The 18,352-nt window shown below is 72.9% G+C and carries 14 protein-coding genes and 1 pseudogene; 3 read left to right on the plus strand and 12 right to left on the minus strand.

The genetic code is table 11. The features are described from left to right. Positions 1 to 2 precede the first annotated feature (2 nt). Positions 3 to 800, minus strand: a complete 798-nt coding sequence (locus BLT97_RS15455) for a hypothetical protein (protein ID WP_093610371.1) — start codon at positions 798 to 800, stop codon at positions 3 to 5. Positions 801 to 997: 197 nt separating this feature from the next. Between BLT97_RS15455 and BLT97_RS15460 the strand changes: the two genes are divergently transcribed. From BLT97_RS15460 to BLT97_RS15470, 3 genes are all read left to right on the plus strand, one after another. Further along, a complete protein-coding gene (locus BLT97_RS15460; RefSeq protein WP_093610373.1) occupies positions 998 to 1,522 on the plus strand; it encodes a VOC family protein in 525 nt (174 codons plus the stop codon). A 60-nt stretch (positions 1,523 to 1,582) separates the two neighbouring features. Next, on the plus strand, positions 1,583 to 4,561 hold the full coding sequence (locus BLT97_RS15465) for a helix-turn-helix transcriptional regulator (protein WP_093610375.1): 2,979 nt from the start codon (positions 1,583 to 1,585) through the stop codon (positions 4,559 to 4,561). 196 nt (positions 4,562 to 4,757) lie between these two features. Then, a complete protein-coding gene (locus BLT97_RS15470) occupies positions 4,758 to 5,921 on the plus strand; it encodes a winged helix DNA-binding domain-containing protein (protein WP_093610377.1) in 1,164 nt (387 codons plus the stop codon). A gap of 33 nt (positions 5,922 to 5,954) precedes the next feature. Here the strand turns inward: BLT97_RS15470 and BLT97_RS15475 are convergent, their stop codons facing one another. The 11 genes and pseudogenes from BLT97_RS15475 to BLT97_RS15520 all read right to left on the minus strand — a co-directional run bounded on the left by BLT97_RS15475 (position 5,955) and on the right by BLT97_RS15520 (position 18,318). After that, positions 5,955 to 7,520: a phytoene desaturase family protein gene (locus BLT97_RS15475; protein WP_093610379.1), complete on the minus strand. Its 1,566-nt coding sequence runs from the start codon at positions 7,518 to 7,520 to the stop codon at positions 5,955 to 5,957. Between the two features lie 181 nt (positions 7,521 to 7,701). Further along, positions 7,702 to 9,960: a serine/threonine-protein kinase gene (locus BLT97_RS15480; protein ID WP_093610381.1), complete on the minus strand. Its 2,259-nt coding sequence runs from the start codon at positions 9,958 to 9,960 to the stop codon at positions 7,702 to 7,704. Beyond that, a complete protein-coding gene (locus BLT97_RS15485; RefSeq protein WP_093610383.1) occupies positions 9,933 to 10,868 on the minus strand; it encodes an oxygenase MpaB family protein in 936 nt (311 codons plus the stop codon). Before BLT97_RS15485 ends, BLT97_RS15480 begins: the two co-directional genes overlap by 28 nt. Positions 10,869 to 10,962: 94 nt before the next feature. Next, positions 10,963 to 11,439, minus strand: a complete 477-nt coding sequence (locus tag BLT97_RS15490; protein ID WP_093610385.1) for a hypothetical protein — start codon at positions 11,437 to 11,439, stop codon at positions 10,963 to 10,965. 87 nt (positions 11,440 to 11,526) lie between these two features. After that, complete coding sequence (locus BLT97_RS15495) at positions 11,527 to 11,964, minus strand: hypothetical protein (RefSeq protein WP_093610387.1); 438 nt, start codon at positions 11,962 to 11,964, stop codon at positions 11,527 to 11,529. Positions 11,965 to 12,066: 102 nt separating this feature from the next. After that, positions 12,067 to 13,590 (minus strand): YfcC family protein, encoded by a 1,524-nt coding sequence (locus tag BLT97_RS15500; RefSeq protein ID WP_093610389.1) that lies wholly within the window; start codon positions 13,588 to 13,590, stop codon positions 12,067 to 12,069. After that, on the minus strand, positions 13,587 to 15,074 hold the full coding sequence (locus tag BLT97_RS15505; RefSeq protein ID WP_093610391.1) for a M20/M25/M40 family metallo-hydrolase: 1,488 nt from the start codon (positions 15,072 to 15,074) through the stop codon (positions 13,587 to 13,589). Before BLT97_RS15505 ends, BLT97_RS15500 begins: the two co-directional genes overlap by 4 nt. A 233-nt stretch (positions 15,075 to 15,307) precedes the next feature. After that, entirely contained in the window at positions 15,308 to 16,471 is a 1,164-nt protein-coding gene (locus tag BLT97_RS15510; RefSeq protein ID WP_093610393.1) for an alpha-hydroxy-acid oxidizing protein, read from the minus strand. A gap of 169 nt (positions 16,472 to 16,640) precedes the next feature. After that, positions 16,641 to 16,924: pseudogene (locus BLT97_RS38505) on the minus strand (alcohol dehydrogenase); the annotation flags it as partial. A 170-nt stretch (positions 16,925 to 17,094) separates the two neighbouring features. Then, positions 17,095 to 17,724 carry a DoxX family protein gene (locus tag BLT97_RS15515; RefSeq protein ID WP_093610395.1) on the minus strand — a complete coding sequence of 210 codons (630 nt, stop codon included), beginning with the start codon at positions 17,722 to 17,724 and terminating at the stop codon, positions 17,095 to 17,097. 45 nt (positions 17,725 to 17,769) lie between these two features. Further along, complete coding sequence (locus tag BLT97_RS15520) at positions 17,770 to 18,318, minus strand: universal stress protein (protein ID WP_093610397.1); 549 nt, start codon at positions 18,316 to 18,318, stop codon at positions 17,770 to 17,772. Between the last annotated feature and the right edge of the window lie 34 nt (positions 18,319 to 18,352).

Here is an 18,352-nt window from a genome sequence, read left to right on the forward strand (position 1 = left end):
GCCTACTGGGGCGGCTGGTAGGGCTGTTGGGGCTGTTGGGGCAGTCCGTACGGCTGCTGAGGTTGTCCGTGCGGCTGCCCCTGAGGCGGGGCGTATGGGGCCTGCTGCTGAGGCGGTGCGTAGGACTGGCCGTACGGCTGAGCCTGGCCGTACGCCTGAGGTTGCGGCTGCCCGTACATCTGCGGCTGGGGCTGTCCGTACATGTGCGGCTGCGGCTGCGGCTGCGCGTACGGACTGCCCGGCGGCACGAGCCGTACGCGGCCGTTCGGCTCCGTGAGCGGCACGTAGCCGAGGGCCCGCAGCCGCTCACCGCACTCCCGTCGCCACTTGCGCCGCAGCAGGTAGCTCGCGCCCGCCACCGCCAACGCGCAGCCGAGCAGCGCGCCCCAGAACACGGCCATGTCCGGCAGCCGCACCATCTGGAGTCCGACGATCACGAAGGCGACGGGGACGGCGGCGAGCCGGCGCTTCTCGTTGTGCCCGGCGTACATGTCGAAGCGGATGCGGGTGCGCAGGAGTTCGGGGACCTCGACGGGCAGCGCCGGCAGCGGGCCGCCCTGCGGGTGCTGGGCCCAGGCCTGCTGTGCGCGCGCCCGCGCCTGCGGGTCCGGGTCGGGCACGAGGAGCATCTTCAGGCCCTGCATCGTGAAGACGACGTCCATGTACTGGTAGCCGAACCGCTCGCCGAGCGCCGCGAGCCGGGAGAGCTTCTTGACGGAGCCCCAGTAGTTGGTCACCTCGACCGGCTGACCGTAGGACATCGAGGCCAGCATGGTGCGGATCTGCCCGCTGCTGCTCATTCCGGTCTCCCCTCCCGCGTACGAAGCCTCCGCCGCCTCCGGCGAAAGCCCCGCCACCTTCGCACACCTCCCACGCCCCTCGACAGCCGCGTCCGCACCACCCGTCACATCTAGGACGGAATCTGGCCTACTCGACCCCTACCGTCGGAGACGTCGCCGCATCCGGCAGGCATTCCGTTCCACGAAGGGACCGCGTCATGAAGCACACCGCACCCGAGGGCTACACCTCCGTCTCGCCGTGGGTCGTCACCGACGACACGGGAGCACTGCTCGACTTCATCACCGCGGCCTTCGAGGGTGAGGAGATCAGCCGGGTGCCGGTCGAGGACGGCAGCATCGGTCACGGCGAGATCCGGTGCGGCGACACCGTCGTACTCGCCTTCGACCGGCGGCCGGACTGGCCGGCGATGCCCGCGCTGCTGAGGATCTACGTATCCGACGCGGACGCCGCCATGGCCGCGGCCGTCGCCCACGGCGGCGAGGTGATCACCGAGGTGTCCGACAGCGCGTGGGGCGACCGCGGCGGCCGCGTGCGCGATCCGTTCGGGAACATCTGGTGGGTGATGTCCCGGGTGGAGGAGGTCGACCCGGAGACGTCCTGGCGGCGGATGTCCGAGGAGCCCTACGCGGAGTCGATGCGGGTGGCTCAGGCGACCCTCGACGCCGCACTCAGCGGCCGGTCCACCGGCATCTCCAGCGCACCGGTGCGGCCTGCGGACTAGGCAGGGTCCGGGGCGGGCTCCCCCTGGGGGCCTGTCGGCGGGCCGTGGCACGATGGCCCCGTGCCACAGCCCACCACGTCTCCCCTTGTCGGCCGTCAGGACGAACTCGCCCGGCTCACCGGCCTGCTCGACCGCGCCCGCGCCGGTGAGGCCCGCGCCGTCCTGGTCGCGGGCGACGCCGGGGTGGGCAAGACCCGGCTGCTCGACGAAACCGCCGCCCGGGCCGCCGCGGACGGCATGACCGTGGTGACCGGGCGCTGCGTGGACCTGGGCGACGTCGGCCTGCCCTACCTGCCGTTCACCGAGATCCTGGGCCGGCTCGCCGCCGACGAGCGCTTCGCCTCCGTGGTCGCCGCCCACCCCCTCGCCGAGCGGCTCGTCACCGGAGGGCCCGCCGACGAGGGGAGCGGACGCGAAGCCGACGCGCGGCTGCGGCTGTTCGAGGACTTCACGGGCCTGTTCGCCGACCTCGCCGCGGCCGCGCCGCTGCTGCTCGTCCTCGAAGACCTGCACTGGGCGGACCAGTCCACGCGCGACCTCCTCCGCTTCCTGCTCAGCCGGGCCGTGCTCCAGCGCACCGGCGGCGGCTCCCAGCGGATGGCCCTCATCGCCTCGTACCGCACGGACGACCTGCACCGCCGCCACCCCCTGCGGCCGGTGCTCGCCGAGCTGGTCCGGCTGCCCGCGGTCGAGCGTCTCGAGCTCCGGCCGCTCGCCGACACCGACGTGGAGCGCCTCATCCGCACCCTGCGCCCGGACCCGCTGCCGGAGGCCACGGTCCGCCGCATCGTCGAGCGCGCGGAGGGAAACGCCTTCTACGCCGAGGAGTTGCTCGCCGCGACCGCGGACGAGGGAACCGCCGCGGGGTCCGCCGAGGTGCCCAGCGGTCTCGCCGATGTGCTCCTGGTCCGCTTCGAGCAGCTCTCCGGCACGGCACAGGAGGTGCTGCGCGCGGCCGCCGTGGCGGGCCGCAGCGTCGAGCACGAGGTGCTGCGTTCCGTGGTCGAACTCCCCGCCGAGGAGCTGGAGTCGGCGCTGCGCGAGGCGACCAGCCGCCAGTTGCTGGTGGCCGGCGGGCTCGCGGGCGAGGGTTCCGGCGAGCGTGACACGTACACCTTCCGGCACGCCCTGATCCAGGAGACGGTCTACACCGATCTGCTGCCCGGCGAACGGGTCCGGCTGCACCGGGTGTTCGCCCAGTTGCCCGCCACCCGCAGCCGCCCCGCCGCGCGCGCCCATCACGCCCGCGAGAGCCACGACCTGCCCGGCGCGCTGGAGGCCTCGCTCGAGGCGGCCGACCACGCCCACCGTGTGGGCGCGCCCGCCGAGGAGCTGCGCCATCTCGAAGCGGCCCTCGACCTGTGGCAGGCGGTGGACCCGGCCGAGCGCCCGGAGTCCGCCGGCCTCACCGAGATCACGCTCACGCTCCGCGCCTCGGCCGCCGCGGCGCACGCGGGCGAGAACCACCGCGCGGTGACGCTCACCCGCGCCGCCCTGGCCCGCGTGGGTTCGGACGCCGACTCCGAGCTGGCGGCCCGGGTCCACTACACGCTGGCCGGACGGCTGATGGGCATCGACAGCGTGGCCGCCGCGTTCACCCACAGCAGCGAAGCCCTGGCGATGATCCCCCCGGAGCCGCCCACGCCCACGTGGGTCTGGGCGGCGGCCACCCATGTCATGGCCGCCGGGTACACGGGCGACGAGGACACCGCCCGCCGTGTCGGCGAGGAGGCGCTCGGCAAGGCGAAGGCGCTCGGCATGACCGACGCGCAGGCCGACCTGACCATCTCGCTGGTGGGCTTCGGGGACTTCAAGCGCCGTACGCCGGAAGGGCGTGAGCAGCTGCGGCACGCGCGCGACCTGGCCCGCCGGGCCGCCAACGACTCCATCGAGCTGCGCGCCCTGTTCAACCTGGCCATCGGCAGCTTCGAGTCGGGCGCGCTGGACGAATGCCTGACCTGGCTGACGGAAGGCCTCGACCGTGCGCGCAGCGCAGGCCTGCTGACCGCGCACTACCCGCTGATGCTGCGTTATCTGCGGTCGCTCGTGCTCTTCACGCTGGGCCGCTGGGACGAGTGCGTCGAAGCCGCGCGGGCCGACGCCGACCGGATGCCGGCGGCGGGCGCGTTCGTCACGGGTCCCGCCCTGTACGTGGCGTTGGGCCGCGGCGAGCCGGGGGCGGAGGAGGGCGCACAGCTCCTGGTCGAGCAGCCCTACGACTCGATGGCCTGGATCATCGCGGGCGTCGTCCTGACCGACGGTGCGGCCATGCGCCAGGACCCGGAGGCGGCCGTCGGGCAGGTGCGCGCCACCCTCGCCCGGCTGACCGAGGACTCGGACGGCGACCGCCACCACATCGGCATCCGGCTGGCCGCGCTCGCCCTGTCGGCGGTCGCGGACGCCGCCGCCGAACTGCGCCTGACCGGCGACGAGTCGGGCGCGCGCAAGTGGACCGAGACCGCGGCCGAGCTCGCGGGCCTGGCGCGCGACACCGCGAACGTCGACGAGGACAGCTGGTTCGGCCCCGAGGGCCGGGCCTGGCTGGCCCGCGCCGAGGCGGAGGAGAGCCGGGCGGCCGGGCGCGCGGACGTCGATGCCTGGGCGAAGGCGGTCGCCGCGTTCGCCGAGTACGGCGACGTGTACGAGCGGGCCCGCTGCGAGCGGCGGCTCGCCGAGGCGCTGCTCGCGGCCGACCGCCGCACGGAGGCGGCCGAACACGCCCGCACCGCCCGCGAAACGGCCACCGCGCTCGGCGCCCGGCCGCTTCTGGAGGACATCGACGCGCTGATCCGCCGCGGACGCCTCCAGGCACAGGCGGCGCCCGCCGAGTCGGTGCTGACCTCACGCGAGCGCGACGTTCTGCTGCTGCTCGCCCAGGGGATGACCAACCGGCGGATCGGCGAGGAGCTGTTCATCAGCGGCAAGACGGCCAGCGTCCATGTGTCCAACATCCTGGCGAAGCTGGGCGCGGCCAGCCGCACCGAAGCGGTGGGGATCGCCTATCGCGAAGGGCTCATCGAGGAGTCGACGGCTTCGTAGCGGCGGGAGGCCTGCCGCACGCAACTGAGCGCCGGGCACGGGTGGCTTCGGGACGCGGTGCCCCGACCGCTTCGCGGCGCCGGGGACACGTGACATGGGCGAGGCTTCGGGACGCGGTGCCCCGCAGCGGCGAGGGCTCCCGGCGCAGGGCGCGCGAGACGCCGCCCCGAAGCACGTCCCGTCTACCCTTCCGCCCATGCGCCGCATCACCCCCGCACAGCGCCGTGCCCGGCTCGCCCGTCGCCATCTGCTCCACCCGGAGCACCGCGCGACCCGTACCGAGAAGGTGGCCGAGGCGCTCGTCGGACTGCACGCCACCGACGCCTCCTGCGTGACGCTCTCCTCCTTCGCGCGGCTGCGCGCCCCGTCGCTCGCCGAGGTGGACCGGGCCCTGTACGAGGACCGGACCCTGCTGCGGATGCACTGCATGCGGCGCACGCTCTTCGTCGTGCCGGAGCCGCTCGCCTCGACGTTCTTCCACGCCACGCCGCCGGCGATGGCCTCCCGTGAACGGGCCACCCTGCTCAAGCACCTGGCCGCCGCCGACCCGCCGCGCGACGCGCGCTGGCTGGACGAAGCAGCCGCTCTCGCGCTGGCCGAACTGGCCCGCAGGGGCGAGGCCTCGGCCGTGGAACTCACGGACGCCGTCGCCGAGTTGCAGACCACGATCACACTCAGCCCCGGCAAGCGGTACGCGGCCACCCTCCGGATCGGCGGCGAGCTGCTGCGGGTGCTCGCGATGGAGGGGCGGGTGCGCCGGGGCCGCCCGGTCGGCGGCTGGACCTCGGCGCGCTTCCGCTACCACGTCGCGCCCGCGATGGAGCCCGTGGACCCGGCCGCCGCCCAGGCCGAGGTGGTCCGCCGCTGGCTGCGGACGTACGGCCCGGGCACGGAGGCCGACCTGAAGTGGTGGACGGGCTGGGGCGTACGGGAGGTGCGCCGGGCGCTCGCACAACTGCCGGTGTTGGAGGTGGAGTTGACGGACGCGGGCCGGGGGTGGGATCTGCCGGGCCAGGGCGCCGAGGAAGAGGCACCCGGACCCTGGGCCGCCTTCCTGCCCGGCCTCGACCCGGCGACCATGGGCTGGCACCACCGCGACTTCTACCTGGACCCCGCCCACCGCTCTCTCGTGTACGACAGCGTGGGCAACGGCGGCCCCACCGTCTGGAGCGACGGCCGCATTGTCGGCGTCTGGGCCCAGCGCCGCACCGGTGAACTCGTCTGGCGGCTGCTTGCGGACGTGGGAGCCGAGGCGACCGCGCTGATCGAGAAGGAGGCCGCACGCCTCCAATCGCTGCTCGACGCGGACGAGTTGGTCGTCAGCTTCCCGGCCCCGCTGACCCGCGAGCTGCTCGCCTGAGGAACCACGGCGCGGCGTCCCGCCGGCTGCGGCTCACTCCCCGAGCACCGCCATCGCCGCGTTGTGCCCGGGAATCCCGCTCACGCCACCCCCGCGCACGGCGCCCGCACCGCACAGGAACACATTGGCGTGCGCGGTCTCGACGCCCCAACGGCCCGTGCCCTCCTGGGCGTACGGGAACGCGAGGTCGCGGTGGAAGATGTTGCCGCCGGGCAGGCGCAGGTCGCGTTCCAGGTCGAGCGGCGACTTGGCCTCGATGCAGGGGCGGCCCTGCGCGTCCAGGGCGAGGACGTCGGCGATCGGCTCGTCCAGGTACGCGTCCAGCTGGGCGAGGGTGGCCGCGAGGAGCTCTTCGCGCGCCGCCTCGCTGTCTTCGGCGAACAGCCGGGCGGGGGTGTGCAGGCCGAAGAGCGTGAGGGTCTGGTAGCCGAGGCCGACGAGGTGCTCACCGAGGATGCTGGGGTCGGTCAGGGAGTGGCAGTAGATCTCCGAGGGCGGCGCGGACGGCAGGGTGCCCGAGGCCGCCTCGGCGTAGGCGGTCGCCAACTGCTCGTATCCCTCGGCCACATGGAAGGTCCCGGCGAAGGCCTCACGCGGGTCGACGTGCTTGTCCCGCAGCAGGGGCAGCCGCTTGAGCAGCATGTTCACCTTGAGCTGTGCCCCTTCGGCGGGCGGGGGCGGCTGCTCGCCGAGCAGGGCCGCGAGCGCCTGCGGCGAGGCGCCGACGAGCACGTGCCGGGCGCCGACGGTGAACTCCTCCGTTCCGCGGCAGGCGACCTCCGCCCGCGTCCCGTCGGTCTCGATCCGGGTCGCCTCGCAGCCGGTGGCGAAGACGGCGCCCGCGTCGAGTGCGGCCTGCGCGAGCGCGTCCGTGAGCGCGCCCATGCCGCCGACCGGCACGTCCCAGGCGCCGGTGCCGCCGCCGATCACGTGGTAGAGGAAGCAGCGGTTCTGCCGCAGCGAGGGGTCGTGGGCGTCGGCGAAGGTCCCGATGAGCGCGTCGGTGAGGACGACTCCGCGGACGACGTCGTCCTGGAAGTACTCCTCGACGGCCGCGCCCACGGGCTCCTCGAACAGCATCCGCCACGCTTCCTCGTCGTCCACGCGGGCCCGGAGCTCGGCGCGCGTCGGCAGCGGTTCCACCAGCGTCGGGAACACTCGCTCGGCGACCCGGCCCGTCCTGCCGTAGAACCGCTCCCAGGCGTCGAACTCCCGCTCGCCGCCGGTGAACCGCGCGAACGCCTCGCGCGTGCGCGCCCGTCCGCCGCCGACCAGGAGCCCGGTGTCCTGGCCGGCGCGCCGCGCGGGCGTGTACGAGGACACGTCGCGGCCGCGCACCGCGAAGGACAGGCCGAGGTCGCGCACGATCTTCCGCGGCAGCAGGCTGACGAGGTACGAGTAGCGCGAGAGCCGGGCGTCGACTCCTTCGAAGGCATACGTGGAGACCGCGGCGCCGCCCGTGTGCCCGAGCCGTTCCACCACGAGCACGGAGTGCCCGGCGCGGGCGAGGTAGGCGGCGGCGACGAGTCCGTTGTGCCCGCCGCCGACGATCACGGCGTCGTAGGCACGGCGGGCGGGCGGGGCTCCCTGTACGGTCATGGCTCTTCGTAACACGGGATGATCGCGGACCGCCAGACGTGGACGTCCTCACGGATACGGCTCGTGGACACGGCCCTCGCGGACCCGGCTCTCGTGGACACGGCCCGCACGCGAGCGCTGTCCGGGGAGCACGGCACCTCGCGCAGGCGCCTGCGGCGCCGCTGCCCGCCCCGCCCCCCCCTCAGCGCGTCCCGCGCTGCTGTCGGAGCGCCGCCACCCGCCGGTAGAGCTCGACCGCCTCTGCGCCGCGTCCCAGCTGTTCGAGGCAGTGCGCCTCGTCGTTGCGGCTGGCGAGGGCGTCGGGGTGGTCGGCGCCGAGCACCCGTTCGCGGGCGGCGGCCACGCGGCGGTACTCGATCAGTGCGTCGCTCCAGCGGCCGAGCCAGCCGAGGCCGACGGCGACCTCGCGGCGGCTGACGAGGGTGTCGGGGTGCTCGGGGCCGAGGACCCGCTCGCGGATCGCGCAGACGTCGCGGGCCTCGTCCAGCGCCTCCTCCCAGCGGCCCATGCGGCCGAGGTTCACACCGAGGCCGTGGCGGGCGCGCAGGGTCTCGGGGTGGTCGGATCCGTGCACGCGCGTGCGGTCCTCGACGAGGTCGCGGTAGAGGGTGAGCGCCTCGGCGCTGCGGCCGAGCCGGCCGAGGCTGATGCCCACCTCGTAGCGGGCGGCGAGGGTGTCGGGGTGGTCCGCGCCGAGTGCGGTCCTGCGGGCCTCGGCGACCTCGCGGTACGTTTGCAGCGCCTCGTTCCAGCGCCCCAACTGCCCGAGCGCGTACGCGACTTCGTAGCGCGTGACGAGGGTGTCGGGATGTTCGGGCCCGAGCACCCGGGCACGGGCGGCGGCGACCTCGCGGGCCATCCGGAAGGAGTCCTCGAGCCGGCCGAGGCGCGAGAGGTTGAAGGCGAGGTTGTGCCGGCAGCGCAGCGTGTCGGGATGGTCGGGGCCCAGGCGCGGGTTGCGTTCCCGCGATGCCAGCACGGCGAGGTACACCTGGTGCGCTTCGAAGTGCCGGCCCAACTGGCCCAGCACGTAAGCGACTTCCTGGCGCGCAGCGAGCGTCTCGGGGTGGTCGGCGCCGAGCGCGCGCTCGCGCCCCTCGGCGACCCGGGTGTACTCGCGCAGGGCGTCGGCGGCCCGTCCGGTGCGGCTGAGCGTGAAGCCGACCTCGTAGCGGCTGGCGAGGGTGTCGGGGTGGTCGGGGCCCAGGGCGTGTTCGCGCTCGGCGGCGACGGCGCGGTGCACCTCGCCGGCCTCCTCCCAGCGGCCGAGGCGGCCGAGGCTGAGCCCGGCGTTGTGCCGCCCCGCGAGCACGGCGAGCAACTCGGGTGACGGCGTGGGCCGTTCGGGCTCACGGACCACCGGCTCACCGCGGGTGTCGCCGCGCGGGATCCACTCTCCGGTCAGGCCCGCGGAGGCGTCGGGCGGTGTGGTGCGCAGGGCGGCCGAGGCGCCGCTCGCCTTGTGACCGGTGGTCATGCCGCGGGTCCAGGAGGGCAGCCGCGGCTCCTTCGCACCCGGCTGCGCGGTACGGAGTGTGGCGGGGTGCGGCTGTGCCGGGATGCCGGGAGCCGGCAGGCTGACGCCGCGGCCCTCGGTGACGCGGCGGACCAGGTCGCGGGCGTCACCGGGCCGCTCGTCGGGGCTCTTGGCGAGCAGGTCGAGCACGAGCCGCTCGAAGAACTCGGGCAGTTCGGCCCGGTGGGTACGCGGCGGTTCGGGGGCGGTGTCGCGGTGGCCGACGAGCACGGCCCAGGCGTCGTCGAGGTCGAAGGGCGGGGCGCCGGTGGCGATCTCGTACAGGACACAGCCGAGCGAGTAGAGGTCGCTGCGGTGGTCGACCTGCTGGCCGCCAATTTGCTCGGGCGACATGTAGTGCGGGGTGCCCATCGCGATGCCGGTGCCGGTCAGGCGCGAGGTGAAGCCGATGTCGGCGCCGAGCCGGGCGATCCCGAAGTCGCAGATCTTCACCGTCCCGTCCTTCAGGCGCATGATGTTCGCCGGCTTCAGATCCCGGTGCACGATGCCCTGGTCATGGGTGTACGCGAGGGCGTGCGCGACCTGTTCGGTGATGTCGACGATGTCGGGCACGGGCAGCGGGTGGGCCTTGTTGTCCTCCAGGAGCTGGCTGAGGTTGCGGCCTTCGAGGAGCTCCATGACCAGGTACAGGACGCCGTCGGACTCGCCGAAGTCGTGCACGACGGTCACGCCCCGGTGCTGGAGCGCGGCGGCGACTCTCGCCTCGCGCCGGAACCGCTCGCGCAGCACCCGCGTGAACGACGCGTCGTGCTGCGGGCCCATGGGCTTGAGGCACTTGACGGCCACGCGCCGCCCCAGCGACTCGTCGCGGGCCCGCCACACCTCGCCCATGCCGCCGCGCCCGATGAGATCGAGCAGCCGGTAGCGGCCCTGGATCAGCCTGGTGTCCCCCTGCTCTGGCATGTCGTGCTGTCGCCCCCGTCGCTTCGCTGCGCCCTCCCCGGCCCGTCCAGTATGGCGGCGCTGCTCCTGAGTTTGTACGGTGCCGGGCGGCTGCCCGGGCCGAGCCGTGCCATGGCGCGCAGGATGTGCTTGGGCGGTAGTTGCCAGCGTACGCGGGCCGGGATGCGCCGCAGCAGGAGGCCCGCGATCCGCAGCCGCCGGTCCGCACTCTTCACCGAAGGCCCCCGGCGGCCGTACAACTCCTGTGCATACGGAGGCAATGCGGCATACGCCAGGTTCGCCACGCGCCGCCAGATCAGGGCGCGCAGCGGTACGAGCAGCGGGTGCGTGGGCGGCCGTTGCAGGAAGTCGTCCACGTCCCGGGCCTCGGGGCCGGCCTTCAGCTCGGGGCGCACCCGTTCGAAGTAAGCGGTCAACTCGGCTTGATTCGACGGGACTTGCTCCGGATCGAGGCCGAGGAGGCGGGCGTCGACACGGTGTTCGTCGATGTAGCGGTCGACGAGGGCGTCGTCCAGCGGGAACCCGGACCGGCGCGCGACCTGGACGTACGAGTCGATCTCCGCGCAGTGCACCCACAGGAGCAGCTCCGGCTCGTCCACCCCGTACACCTCACCGGTGTCGGGGTCGGTCACCTTGAGCATGCTGTGGATCTTGCGGACCCGCGCGCCGGCCTTCTCGGCGGCCTCCGTGGTCCCGTAACTGATCGTGCCCACGAAGTTCGCGGTCCGCAGCAGCCTCCCCCAGGCGTCCTTGCGGAAGTCGGAGTTCTGCATGACACCGCGCACGGCCCGCGGGTGCAGCGCCTGGAGATACAGGGCGCGCACACCGGCCACCCACATCATGGGGTCGCCGTGCATCTGCCAGGTCACCGAATCGGGCCCGAACAGCCCGGGGTCCGCCTCCTGCATGCTCCCACCTCCGTCCTCAGGTTAGGTCCTGCCCGGCGTGGGGGCCCGGGAACGCGTGCGACGGGTACCGGGCGCCTCGCGTGCACGGTCCGGCTCAGTCGCACGCGCGGTTCGAGGTGCCGGGCACGAGCTCCAGCGGTGGCAGCTGCGAGGAGACGAAGACGGCGAGCTCGGGCTCCTGCAACTGGATGTATCCGGCCATGTAGTTGAAGGCCGCTTCCCGCCCGGCGTTCCGGTCGAGCGGCACGGGCGAGGTGAGGTCCGTGCGAACGGTGCGCAGCACCCAGGTCTTCCCGGCGAACCGCGTCGCCTCGATGCCGCAGTGCGAGTGGATGTCGTGCGGGTACCAGGTCCCGGTCTTCGGTGTCGCCGGCCCTTCGGCGGGGTCGAGGTCGTCGCCCTTGCGGGGCGGCAGGGTCTCCTGTGTACCGGGATACGAGCTCGGGGCGGAGGACGTGGTCCGTTCCGCGCTCAGGGCCGTGCCGGGCGAGGGGGTGGCGCTGTCGGCGCAGCCCGCGAGGAACAGGGCTGCGGGCAGGGCGAGGACGGTGATCATGCTGCGGCGCTTCATGTCTCCTGGACGCCGCAGCACCCTGTTTCGTTCGCCTCCCGTGTCGCCTCTCGCCTTGGACGCCTGCCGCCTCAGCCCTCTGTCGCCTTACTTGCAGGCGAAGGTCGGCTTGCCCGGGCGGAGTTCGACGGGCGGCAGCTCGGAGGAGACGAAGACGGCCACGTCCGGGCTCTCCAACTGGATGTATCCGGCGAGCACGTTCTGCCCCTCGGCCTCGCCTCCCCCCTCGACCGGCGATTCGAGGTCGGTCCGCAGGGTGCGCAACACCCAGCTGCGACCGGCGAATTCGGTGCCGTGCAGGCCGCAGTGCGAGAAGAAGTCGTGCGGGTACCACGTGCCCTGCTCGGCCTTCTCGGGCCCGCGCACCCCGTCGCCGCCCTCCAGGTCCCCGGCGTCACGCGCGGGCAGCGTGGCCTCCGATCCGGACAAGGGGCCGGTGACCTGTTCCGGCCCGGACTCGCCGCAGGCTGTGAGCAGCAGCGCGGCGGGCAGGAGGAAGGCGGCGATGTGTCTCGTGTACGTCATGCCTCTTGGACGCGGGCCGCACGCCTTTCGTTCGCCGCGGCGGAGCAGATTCAGCGGCTCACGTCATCGCCGTACGGAAGATCAGGTCACCCCACACGGAAGTCAGGTCACCGCCGCACCCAACGCCACGAACCCGCAGATCAGCACGAACAGAATGGCCAGCAGCGGCCAGACGAACCTCAGGTACTTGTCGTAGCCGACCTTGGCGAGCGCCACGCCGCCGATCGTCACGGCGGTCGTCGGCACCCACAGGTTCATCCAGCCGCTCGCCGCCGCCCACGCCGTGACGACCACCGCGCGCGAGACGCCCGCGAAGTCGGCGAGCGGGGCGAGGATCGGCATCGCGAGCGTGGCATGGCCCGAGGTGGACGGGATGAGGAAGGCCAGCGGCAGGTTCACCAGGAACACGATGACCGCGAACATCGCGGACGAAGTCCCCTTCACCACGCCCTCGATGGAGTGCAGGACGGTGTCCGTGATCTTCGTGTTGTTCATGATCACCGTGACGCCGCGGGCCAGCATGATGACCAGTGCGGGCGAGATGAAGTCGGCCGCGCCCTGGATGATCGTCGAGCTCAGCTTCGGCTCGCTCATCCGCGCGACCACGCCCACGAGCACGGCGGCGACCAGGAACATGGCCGCCAACTGCGGGAAGGACCAGTCGAGTTCCCATCCGTAGGGCGTCGCGTCGGCCTTGCCGGTGAGCGCGCTCGACCAGGGCACCACCGAGAAGATCATGAACGCGAAGACGAGGACGAGCAGCACCAGGACCGATTTGTGCAGTCGGGTGAGCTCGGGCACCTCCTCGGTCCGCGTCGCCGCCTTCTCCCGGTCGCCCGGCTGGAAGCCTCCAATGGACCGCTCGGGGTTCTTGCGTACGCGCGTGGCGTAGCGGACCACGTACGCGATGGTCACCGCGGTCAGCACCAGCCACATCGCGAACCGCAGCACGATCCCGTCACCGAGCGAGATCCCGGCCGCCGAGGAGGCGACGCCGGTCGCGAACGGGTTGACGGTCGAGCAGAGCACGCCGACGCCCGCGCCGAGGATGGCGGTGCCCACGGCCACCATGCGGTCGTAGCCGAGTGCCAGCATCATCGGCACGAGCAGCCCGTAGAAGCCGAGGGTCTCCTCGGCGAAGCCCTCCACCGTGCCGAGCACCGAGAACACCGCCATGACTCCGGCGATGAGGAGCCAGCCGCGGTCGCGCAGGCGGTGTGCGAGACGGGAGATGCCGCGGTCGAGCGCACCGGTCGCGAACACGACGGTGATGAAGGCGCCGATCGCGAGCACGAAGAGAAAGACACCCGCGCTGCCGTAGAGGGCGCCCTCCATGTCCGGGCCGACCTGCCCGGTCTTGGTGTCCTGGACGCCGTACAGGCCGTTGACCGGGGACAGGAAGAGGTCGTTGAGCCGGTCGACGAAGCTCTGTCCGGACGGGACGCGCTTGTAGGTGCCCTCGATCGGGGCGCCGTCCTCGTTGCGGTCGTACTGACCGGACGGGATGAGGAAGGCGAGCAGCCAGACGGCGACGGTGACGATCGCGAGCACCGTCAGGGCGCTCGGGAACGTGAACTTCTTCTGCTGCGGCTCCTGTTCGGGCGCCTCGGTGCCGGTGGTGCTCATGCGCCGGCCTCCGGACCGCCGGTGCGGCGCCGGAAGTCCTCGGCGTACTCCGTCACGAACGCGGCCATCGCGACCACGGTGTTGCGCAGTTCGGAGAACAGGACCCGTTCGTTTGGCGCGTGCAGGTTGCACATGCCGTCCTGGGCGCCGAAGAGCAGCACCTCGGCGTCCGGTGCGGCCTTCGCGAGTCCGTTGACCAGCGGGATGGAGCCGCCGGTCGCCACGTAGTCGGCGTCCTTGCCCCAGGCCCGCTTCATCGCGGCGCGGGCCGCCTCGTACGCGGGTCCTCCGGTGGCGGCCTCGTAGCCGGGCCCGGTGTCGCCGGGCGTGACGGTGAGCTCGATGCCGAAGGGCCGCTGGGCGCGCAGGTGCTTGACCAGCAGGTCGCGGGCTTCCTTGGGGTCCTGCTGCGGGTGGAAGCGCAGATTCAGCTTGGCGCGGGCGTACGGGACGACGGCGGAGGCGGCGCCTTCGACGCTGGGCGCGTCCAGGCCGATGACGGTGATCGCGGGCCCGGACCACAGGCGCTCGCCGAGTCCCCCGGTGCCGATGAGCGGCAGCCCGTCTTCGACGCTCGCGAGGGACCGGAACTCCTCCTCGGTGTAGCCGGTCCCGTTCCACTCCTCGCGCCGCAGTCCCACCACGGCCACGTCGCCGTTGGCGTCGTGCAGGGTGGCGAGGGCCCGCACCAGCGCGAGCAGCGCGTCCGGCGCCGCGCCCCCGAACTCGCCGCTGTGCCGCGGCTCGGCGAGGGTGCGCACCTCGACCACGACCTCGGCGGCGCCGCGCAGGCCCGTGGTCAGGGTGGGCGTGCCCGGGCGCAGGTTGCCGAGGTCGGCGATGACCATGGCGTCGCAGGCGAAGCGCTCGGGGTCGGTGGGCGGGTAGTCGTCGAAGGGACTCCCGTACTCCTCCTGCCCCTCGATGATCATCTTGATCCCGACGGGCGGGCGGCCCCCGAAGACCCGGAGCATGCCGAGGTGGGCGATCACGTTCGACTTGTCGTCGGCGATACCGCGGGCCCGCAGCCCGCCCTCGATCGGCGTGGGCTCGAAGGGCGGCGACTGCCACAGCGACGCGTCGCCCGGGGGCTGCACGTCGTAGTGCCCGTAGAGGAGGACGGTCGGCGCATCGGGGGTCGGGGGCGGGATCTCGGCGTAGACGGCGGGCGCGGTGTCGGGGAACTCGAGCCGCTCCACCTTCTCCACGCCGGCCTTGCGCAGCAGCCGTACGAGCAGGGCGTGGGCCTCCTCGAGCGGCTCGGGCGGGAAGCCGGGGAATGCGATCGACGGAATCGCGGCCAGCTGCTCCAGGTCGGCCTTGAGGCCGTCCATGAGCTGGTCGACGGTGTGCTCGATGTCTTTGCTGGTCCCGGAACTCCCGGAACTCCCGGAACTTCCGGCGTCCTTGCTGGTCCCGGTGCTCTCGATACCCTTGTCGGTCCCGGGCCTGGTCCCGGTGTTCTCGATGCGGTCGCTCGCCATGGGGTGCCCCTGACTGCCGGTCGCCGATCCGCAGGACCGCCACGTGGCCTACATGTCGACAAAGAGTCACGATCACAGGCCAGGCTTCCGCGTACGGCGCGGGGCCGCACTCCGGGCGGGGCAAGCGTGTGGCGCAGAGGTGGCAGCCGGGCCAGGGACAGGGGCACGCCCCGACGGCCGCCGGGGGCGGGGCAGACGCCCCGGCAGCACCACCCGTCACCACCGTCGGCCCGTCACCCCACCGAACGCAGCGCCTCCGGCGTCAGATCCGCCAGCGTGGGATAGCCGTCGACCGCCATCAGGAGATCGGCCTCGGCGAGCAGCGAGCGCAGCACATGGATCACACCGTCCACCCCGCCCAGCGCCAGTCCGTACGCGTACGGCCGCCCGACGGCCACCGCGGTCGCGCCGAGCGCCAGCGCCTTGACGACATCGGCGCCGCTCCGCACCCCAGAGTCGAAGATCACCGGCAGCCCGTCCGCCGCCTCCACCACCCCCGGCAGGGCGTCCAACGCCGCGAGACCGCCGTTGGCCTGCCGCCCGCCGTGGTTGGAGCAGTAGATGCCGTCCACGCCGCCGTCCTTGGCGCGGCGTACGTCCTCGGGGTGACACAGGCCCTTCACGATCAGCGGCAGCGAAGTCAGTGAACGCAGCCAGGGCAGGTCCTCCCAGGTGAGCGGATTGCCGAAGATGCCCGCCCAGTGCAGGACCGCACTGTTCATGTCCTCCTCGGGCGGCTGCGGGAGCAGACCGCGGAAGACGGGGTCGCTGGTGTAGTTGGCAAGGCAGTGGCCGCGCAGCTGGGGGAAGTTGCTGGTCGACAGGTCGCGCGGCCGCCACCCGGTGATCCAGGTGTCGAGCGTGACCACGATGCCCCGGTACCCGGCCTTCTCGGCGCGCTGCACCAGACTCGCCGCCAGGTCCCGGTTGGTGGGTGTGTACAGCTGGAAGAACCCGGGAGTCGAGCCGAACTCGGCGGCGACCTCCTCCAACGGGTCCACGGACAGCGTCGACGCGATCATCGGCACCCCGCTCCGCGCGGCGGCCCGCGCCGCGGCCAGGTCGCCGTGACCGTCCTGCGCGCACAGACCGAGCACCCCGATGGGCGCCATCATCAGCGGCGAGGGCAGCGTCATCCCGAACATCGAGACCGTCAGATCACGCTCCTTGGCCCCCACGAACATGCGCGGCACCAGCCCGTGCCGCGCGAAGGCCGCCACATTCGCCCGCTGCGTCTGCTCGTCCCCGGCCCCGCCGGCCACATACGACCAGACCGAAGGCTCCAGGGCGGCGCGCGCCTTCTCCTCCCACCCCTCGAACGTCATCGGATAGCGCGGCACGACACCGCGCAGCCCGTCGAGGTAGATCTCCAGCTGGTAGTCGCCGAACCCGCTCATCGCCCGCTCCCCTGCCACACCGACGCGCCGCTGCCTGCCCCGCGGTTTCGGGGCCGGCAGCCACAGTGGCATGCGGGCGGCGGGTACGGCAGGGGCGGGGCCGATCCGATTCGATCAAGCGGCTTCGCCTCGCGGTCAGGTGACCGCGGCCTCGCGGTGGAGGCGACCGTCACCTCGCGGTCGGGGTGACATGCAGCGCACCTGTGTCCGCGGGCCGTTCGAAGACCTCGTACGCCTCTTGCGTCTCCTGCAAGTCGAAGCGATGCGTCGCGAAGTTGCTCACATCGAGGTGACCGGCGGAGAGCATCCGCAGCAGGTGCGCGTGGAGTGCGTGTCGACCAGACCGGTGGTGATCGTGACGTTCCTGCTCCAGAGGTCTTCGAGAGGGAGCGTGGCTGGGCGGCCGTGGACGCCGACATTGGCGACGCGGCTGCCGGGACGGATGATCCGGGTGCGGGACGAGGCCGCCCCGGGCCCGCAATCGGCCGACGGATTCGGTGGCCGGCTCCCCTTCGCGGCCGACCACGTGCGAAGGCCGCGGACTCGGCCGACCCCCCGAAGCACGGCAGCCGTCGCGGCACGAAGTGGCGGAACCCTCACGGGCCCCGCCACTCCTCCCGCGGTCAGCGCAGCCAGCTGCTGCTGCGTATGAGCGGGAGCTTGGCCCACGCCCTGCCCAGACCGAGAGTGTTGCCGGCGGATGCGACGGCCAGGGCGATCAGGACGACGGCGTAGATGACGTGGTACTCCACGAGCGGGTTGGTCGACATGCTCGGTGAGCCGTCCGACAGGTGCTGGGCGGGCGGCCATTCGGCCATCCACATGAGCGCCATCATCACGGTGCCGGCGAGGGCGGCGATCCGCAGGGCGACGCCGGCGATCAGTGCGATGCCGATGCCGAGCAGGCCGAGCATGAACAGCCAGTTCGCCCAGCCTGCCCCGGCCCAGTCGTGGAAGGTGGACTCCATCGGACCGGCCGAGACGCCGCTGAGGAAGCCCAGGGTGGGCGAGCCGCCGTCGATCCAGCCCTTGCCGGAGGGAGTTGCGTAGCCGAACCCGAAGGTCTTGTCGAGGAAGGCCCACAGGAAGGTGAAGCCGGTCAGCAGCCGCAGGGACGCGAAGGCGTACGCGCGGGCGGTGTGTGCATCGGTGCGGGCCGACACGGCGGGCTCGGATGCGGCGGTGGTCCGGGTCCTGCGCAGCGAGGGCAGGTGGAAGCCCGGACGCCGGTGAGGGTGCTCGTGCACGGCCATGGTGGTGGTCCCTTCAGGGCGGTCGTTGTCGTTGTCTGGCATTCCTCACTGTGCTCGGCCGGCAGGCGTGGCGCCCGATGCCGATGGGCCGCGCCCGTGGGTCTGAACGGCTCTGTTTCCGGAGCCGGTTGGGCCCGCGGCGTTCCGGTGGGCGGACGCCGGCCCGAGGTCGGTTGCGGAGGGTTCGAGAAGTTCCTCGCTGTACGGACCCACCGCGAGGCTGCCGCGCACGATCAGCAGCGGCCCGGTGGTGAGTGAGGCCAGTCTGCGGCTGACCGAGCCCAGGAGCGGGCCGGCGAGGGTGCCCAGACCCCGGCAGCCGACCACCGTGAGCGCGGCGTGCCGTGCGCGCACCGCGAGGACGGGGGCCGCCCGGCCCTCGATCGCCAGCGCGGTGACAGGAAGTCCGGGGTGGCGGGCTCGGACACGGGCGACGGCGGACGACAGGATCGGGCCGGCTTCGTCGAGGTCGGCCACCGCGTACACGATGTCCAGGGTGGTGGCGCGCAGGGACGCCTCCTCGGCGGCACGGTCCAGGGCTCGTATCGAGCCCGGCGAACCGTCCACGCCGACGGTGATACCGCGGCGGGTCATGGCTGTTCCTCCCAAGGATGTGGGCCGCCCGGAC

It is taken from the genome of Streptomyces indicus (assembly GCF_900100315.1).
Classification (GTDB): domain Bacteria; phylum Actinomycetota; class Actinomycetes; order Streptomycetales; family Streptomycetaceae; genus Streptomyces; species Streptomyces indicus.

What these genes read in the sequence shown, in the direction of transcription:
- BLT97_RS15455 (WP_093610371.1), bottom strand. Translation starts at nt 800, where the DNA reads ATGAGCAGCAGCGGGCAGATCCGCACCATGCTGGCCTCGATGTCCTAC.
- BLT97_RS15460 (WP_093610373.1), top strand. Translation starts at nt 998, where the DNA reads ATGAAGCACACCGCACCCGAGGGCTACACCTCCGTCTCGCCGTGGGTC.
- BLT97_RS15470 (WP_093610377.1), top strand. Translation starts at nt 4,758, where the DNA reads ATGCGCCGCATCACCCCCGCACAGCGCCGTGCCCGGCTCGCCCGTCGC.
- BLT97_RS15475 (WP_093610379.1), bottom strand. Translation starts at nt 7,520, where the DNA reads ATGACCGTACAGGGAGCCCCGCCCGCCCGCCGTGCCTACGACGCCGTG.
- BLT97_RS15480 (WP_093610381.1), bottom strand. Translation starts at nt 9,960, where the DNA reads ATGCCAGAGCAGGGGGACACCAGGCTGATCCAGGGCCGCTACCGGCTG.
- BLT97_RS15485 (WP_093610383.1), bottom strand. Translation starts at nt 10,868, where the DNA reads ATGCAGGAGGCGGACCCCGGGCTGTTCGGGCCCGATTCGGTGACCTGG.
- BLT97_RS15490 (WP_093610385.1), bottom strand. Translation starts at nt 11,439, where the DNA reads ATGAAGCGCCGCAGCATGATCACCGTCCTCGCCCTGCCCGCAGCCCTG.
- BLT97_RS15495 (WP_093610387.1), bottom strand. Translation starts at nt 11,964, where the DNA reads ATGACGTACACGAGACACATCGCCGCCTTCCTCCTGCCCGCCGCGCTG.
- BLT97_RS15500 (WP_093610389.1), bottom strand. Translation starts at nt 13,590, where the DNA reads ATGAGCACCACCGGCACCGAGGCGCCCGAACAGGAGCCGCAGCAGAAG.
- BLT97_RS15505 (WP_093610391.1), bottom strand. Translation starts at nt 15,074, where the DNA reads ATGGCGAGCGACCGCATCGAGAACACCGGGACCAGGCCCGGGACCGAC.
- BLT97_RS15510 (WP_093610393.1), bottom strand. Translation starts at nt 16,471, where the DNA reads ATGAGCGGGTTCGGCGACTACCAGCTGGAGATCTACCTCGACGGGCTG.
- BLT97_RS15515 (WP_093610395.1), bottom strand. Translation starts at nt 17,724, where the DNA reads ATGGCCGTGCACGAGCACCCTCACCGGCGTCCGGGCTTCCACCTGCCC.
- BLT97_RS15520 (WP_093610397.1), bottom strand. Translation starts at nt 18,318, where the DNA reads ATGACCCGCCGCGGTATCACCGTCGGCGTGGACGGTTCGCCGGGCTCG.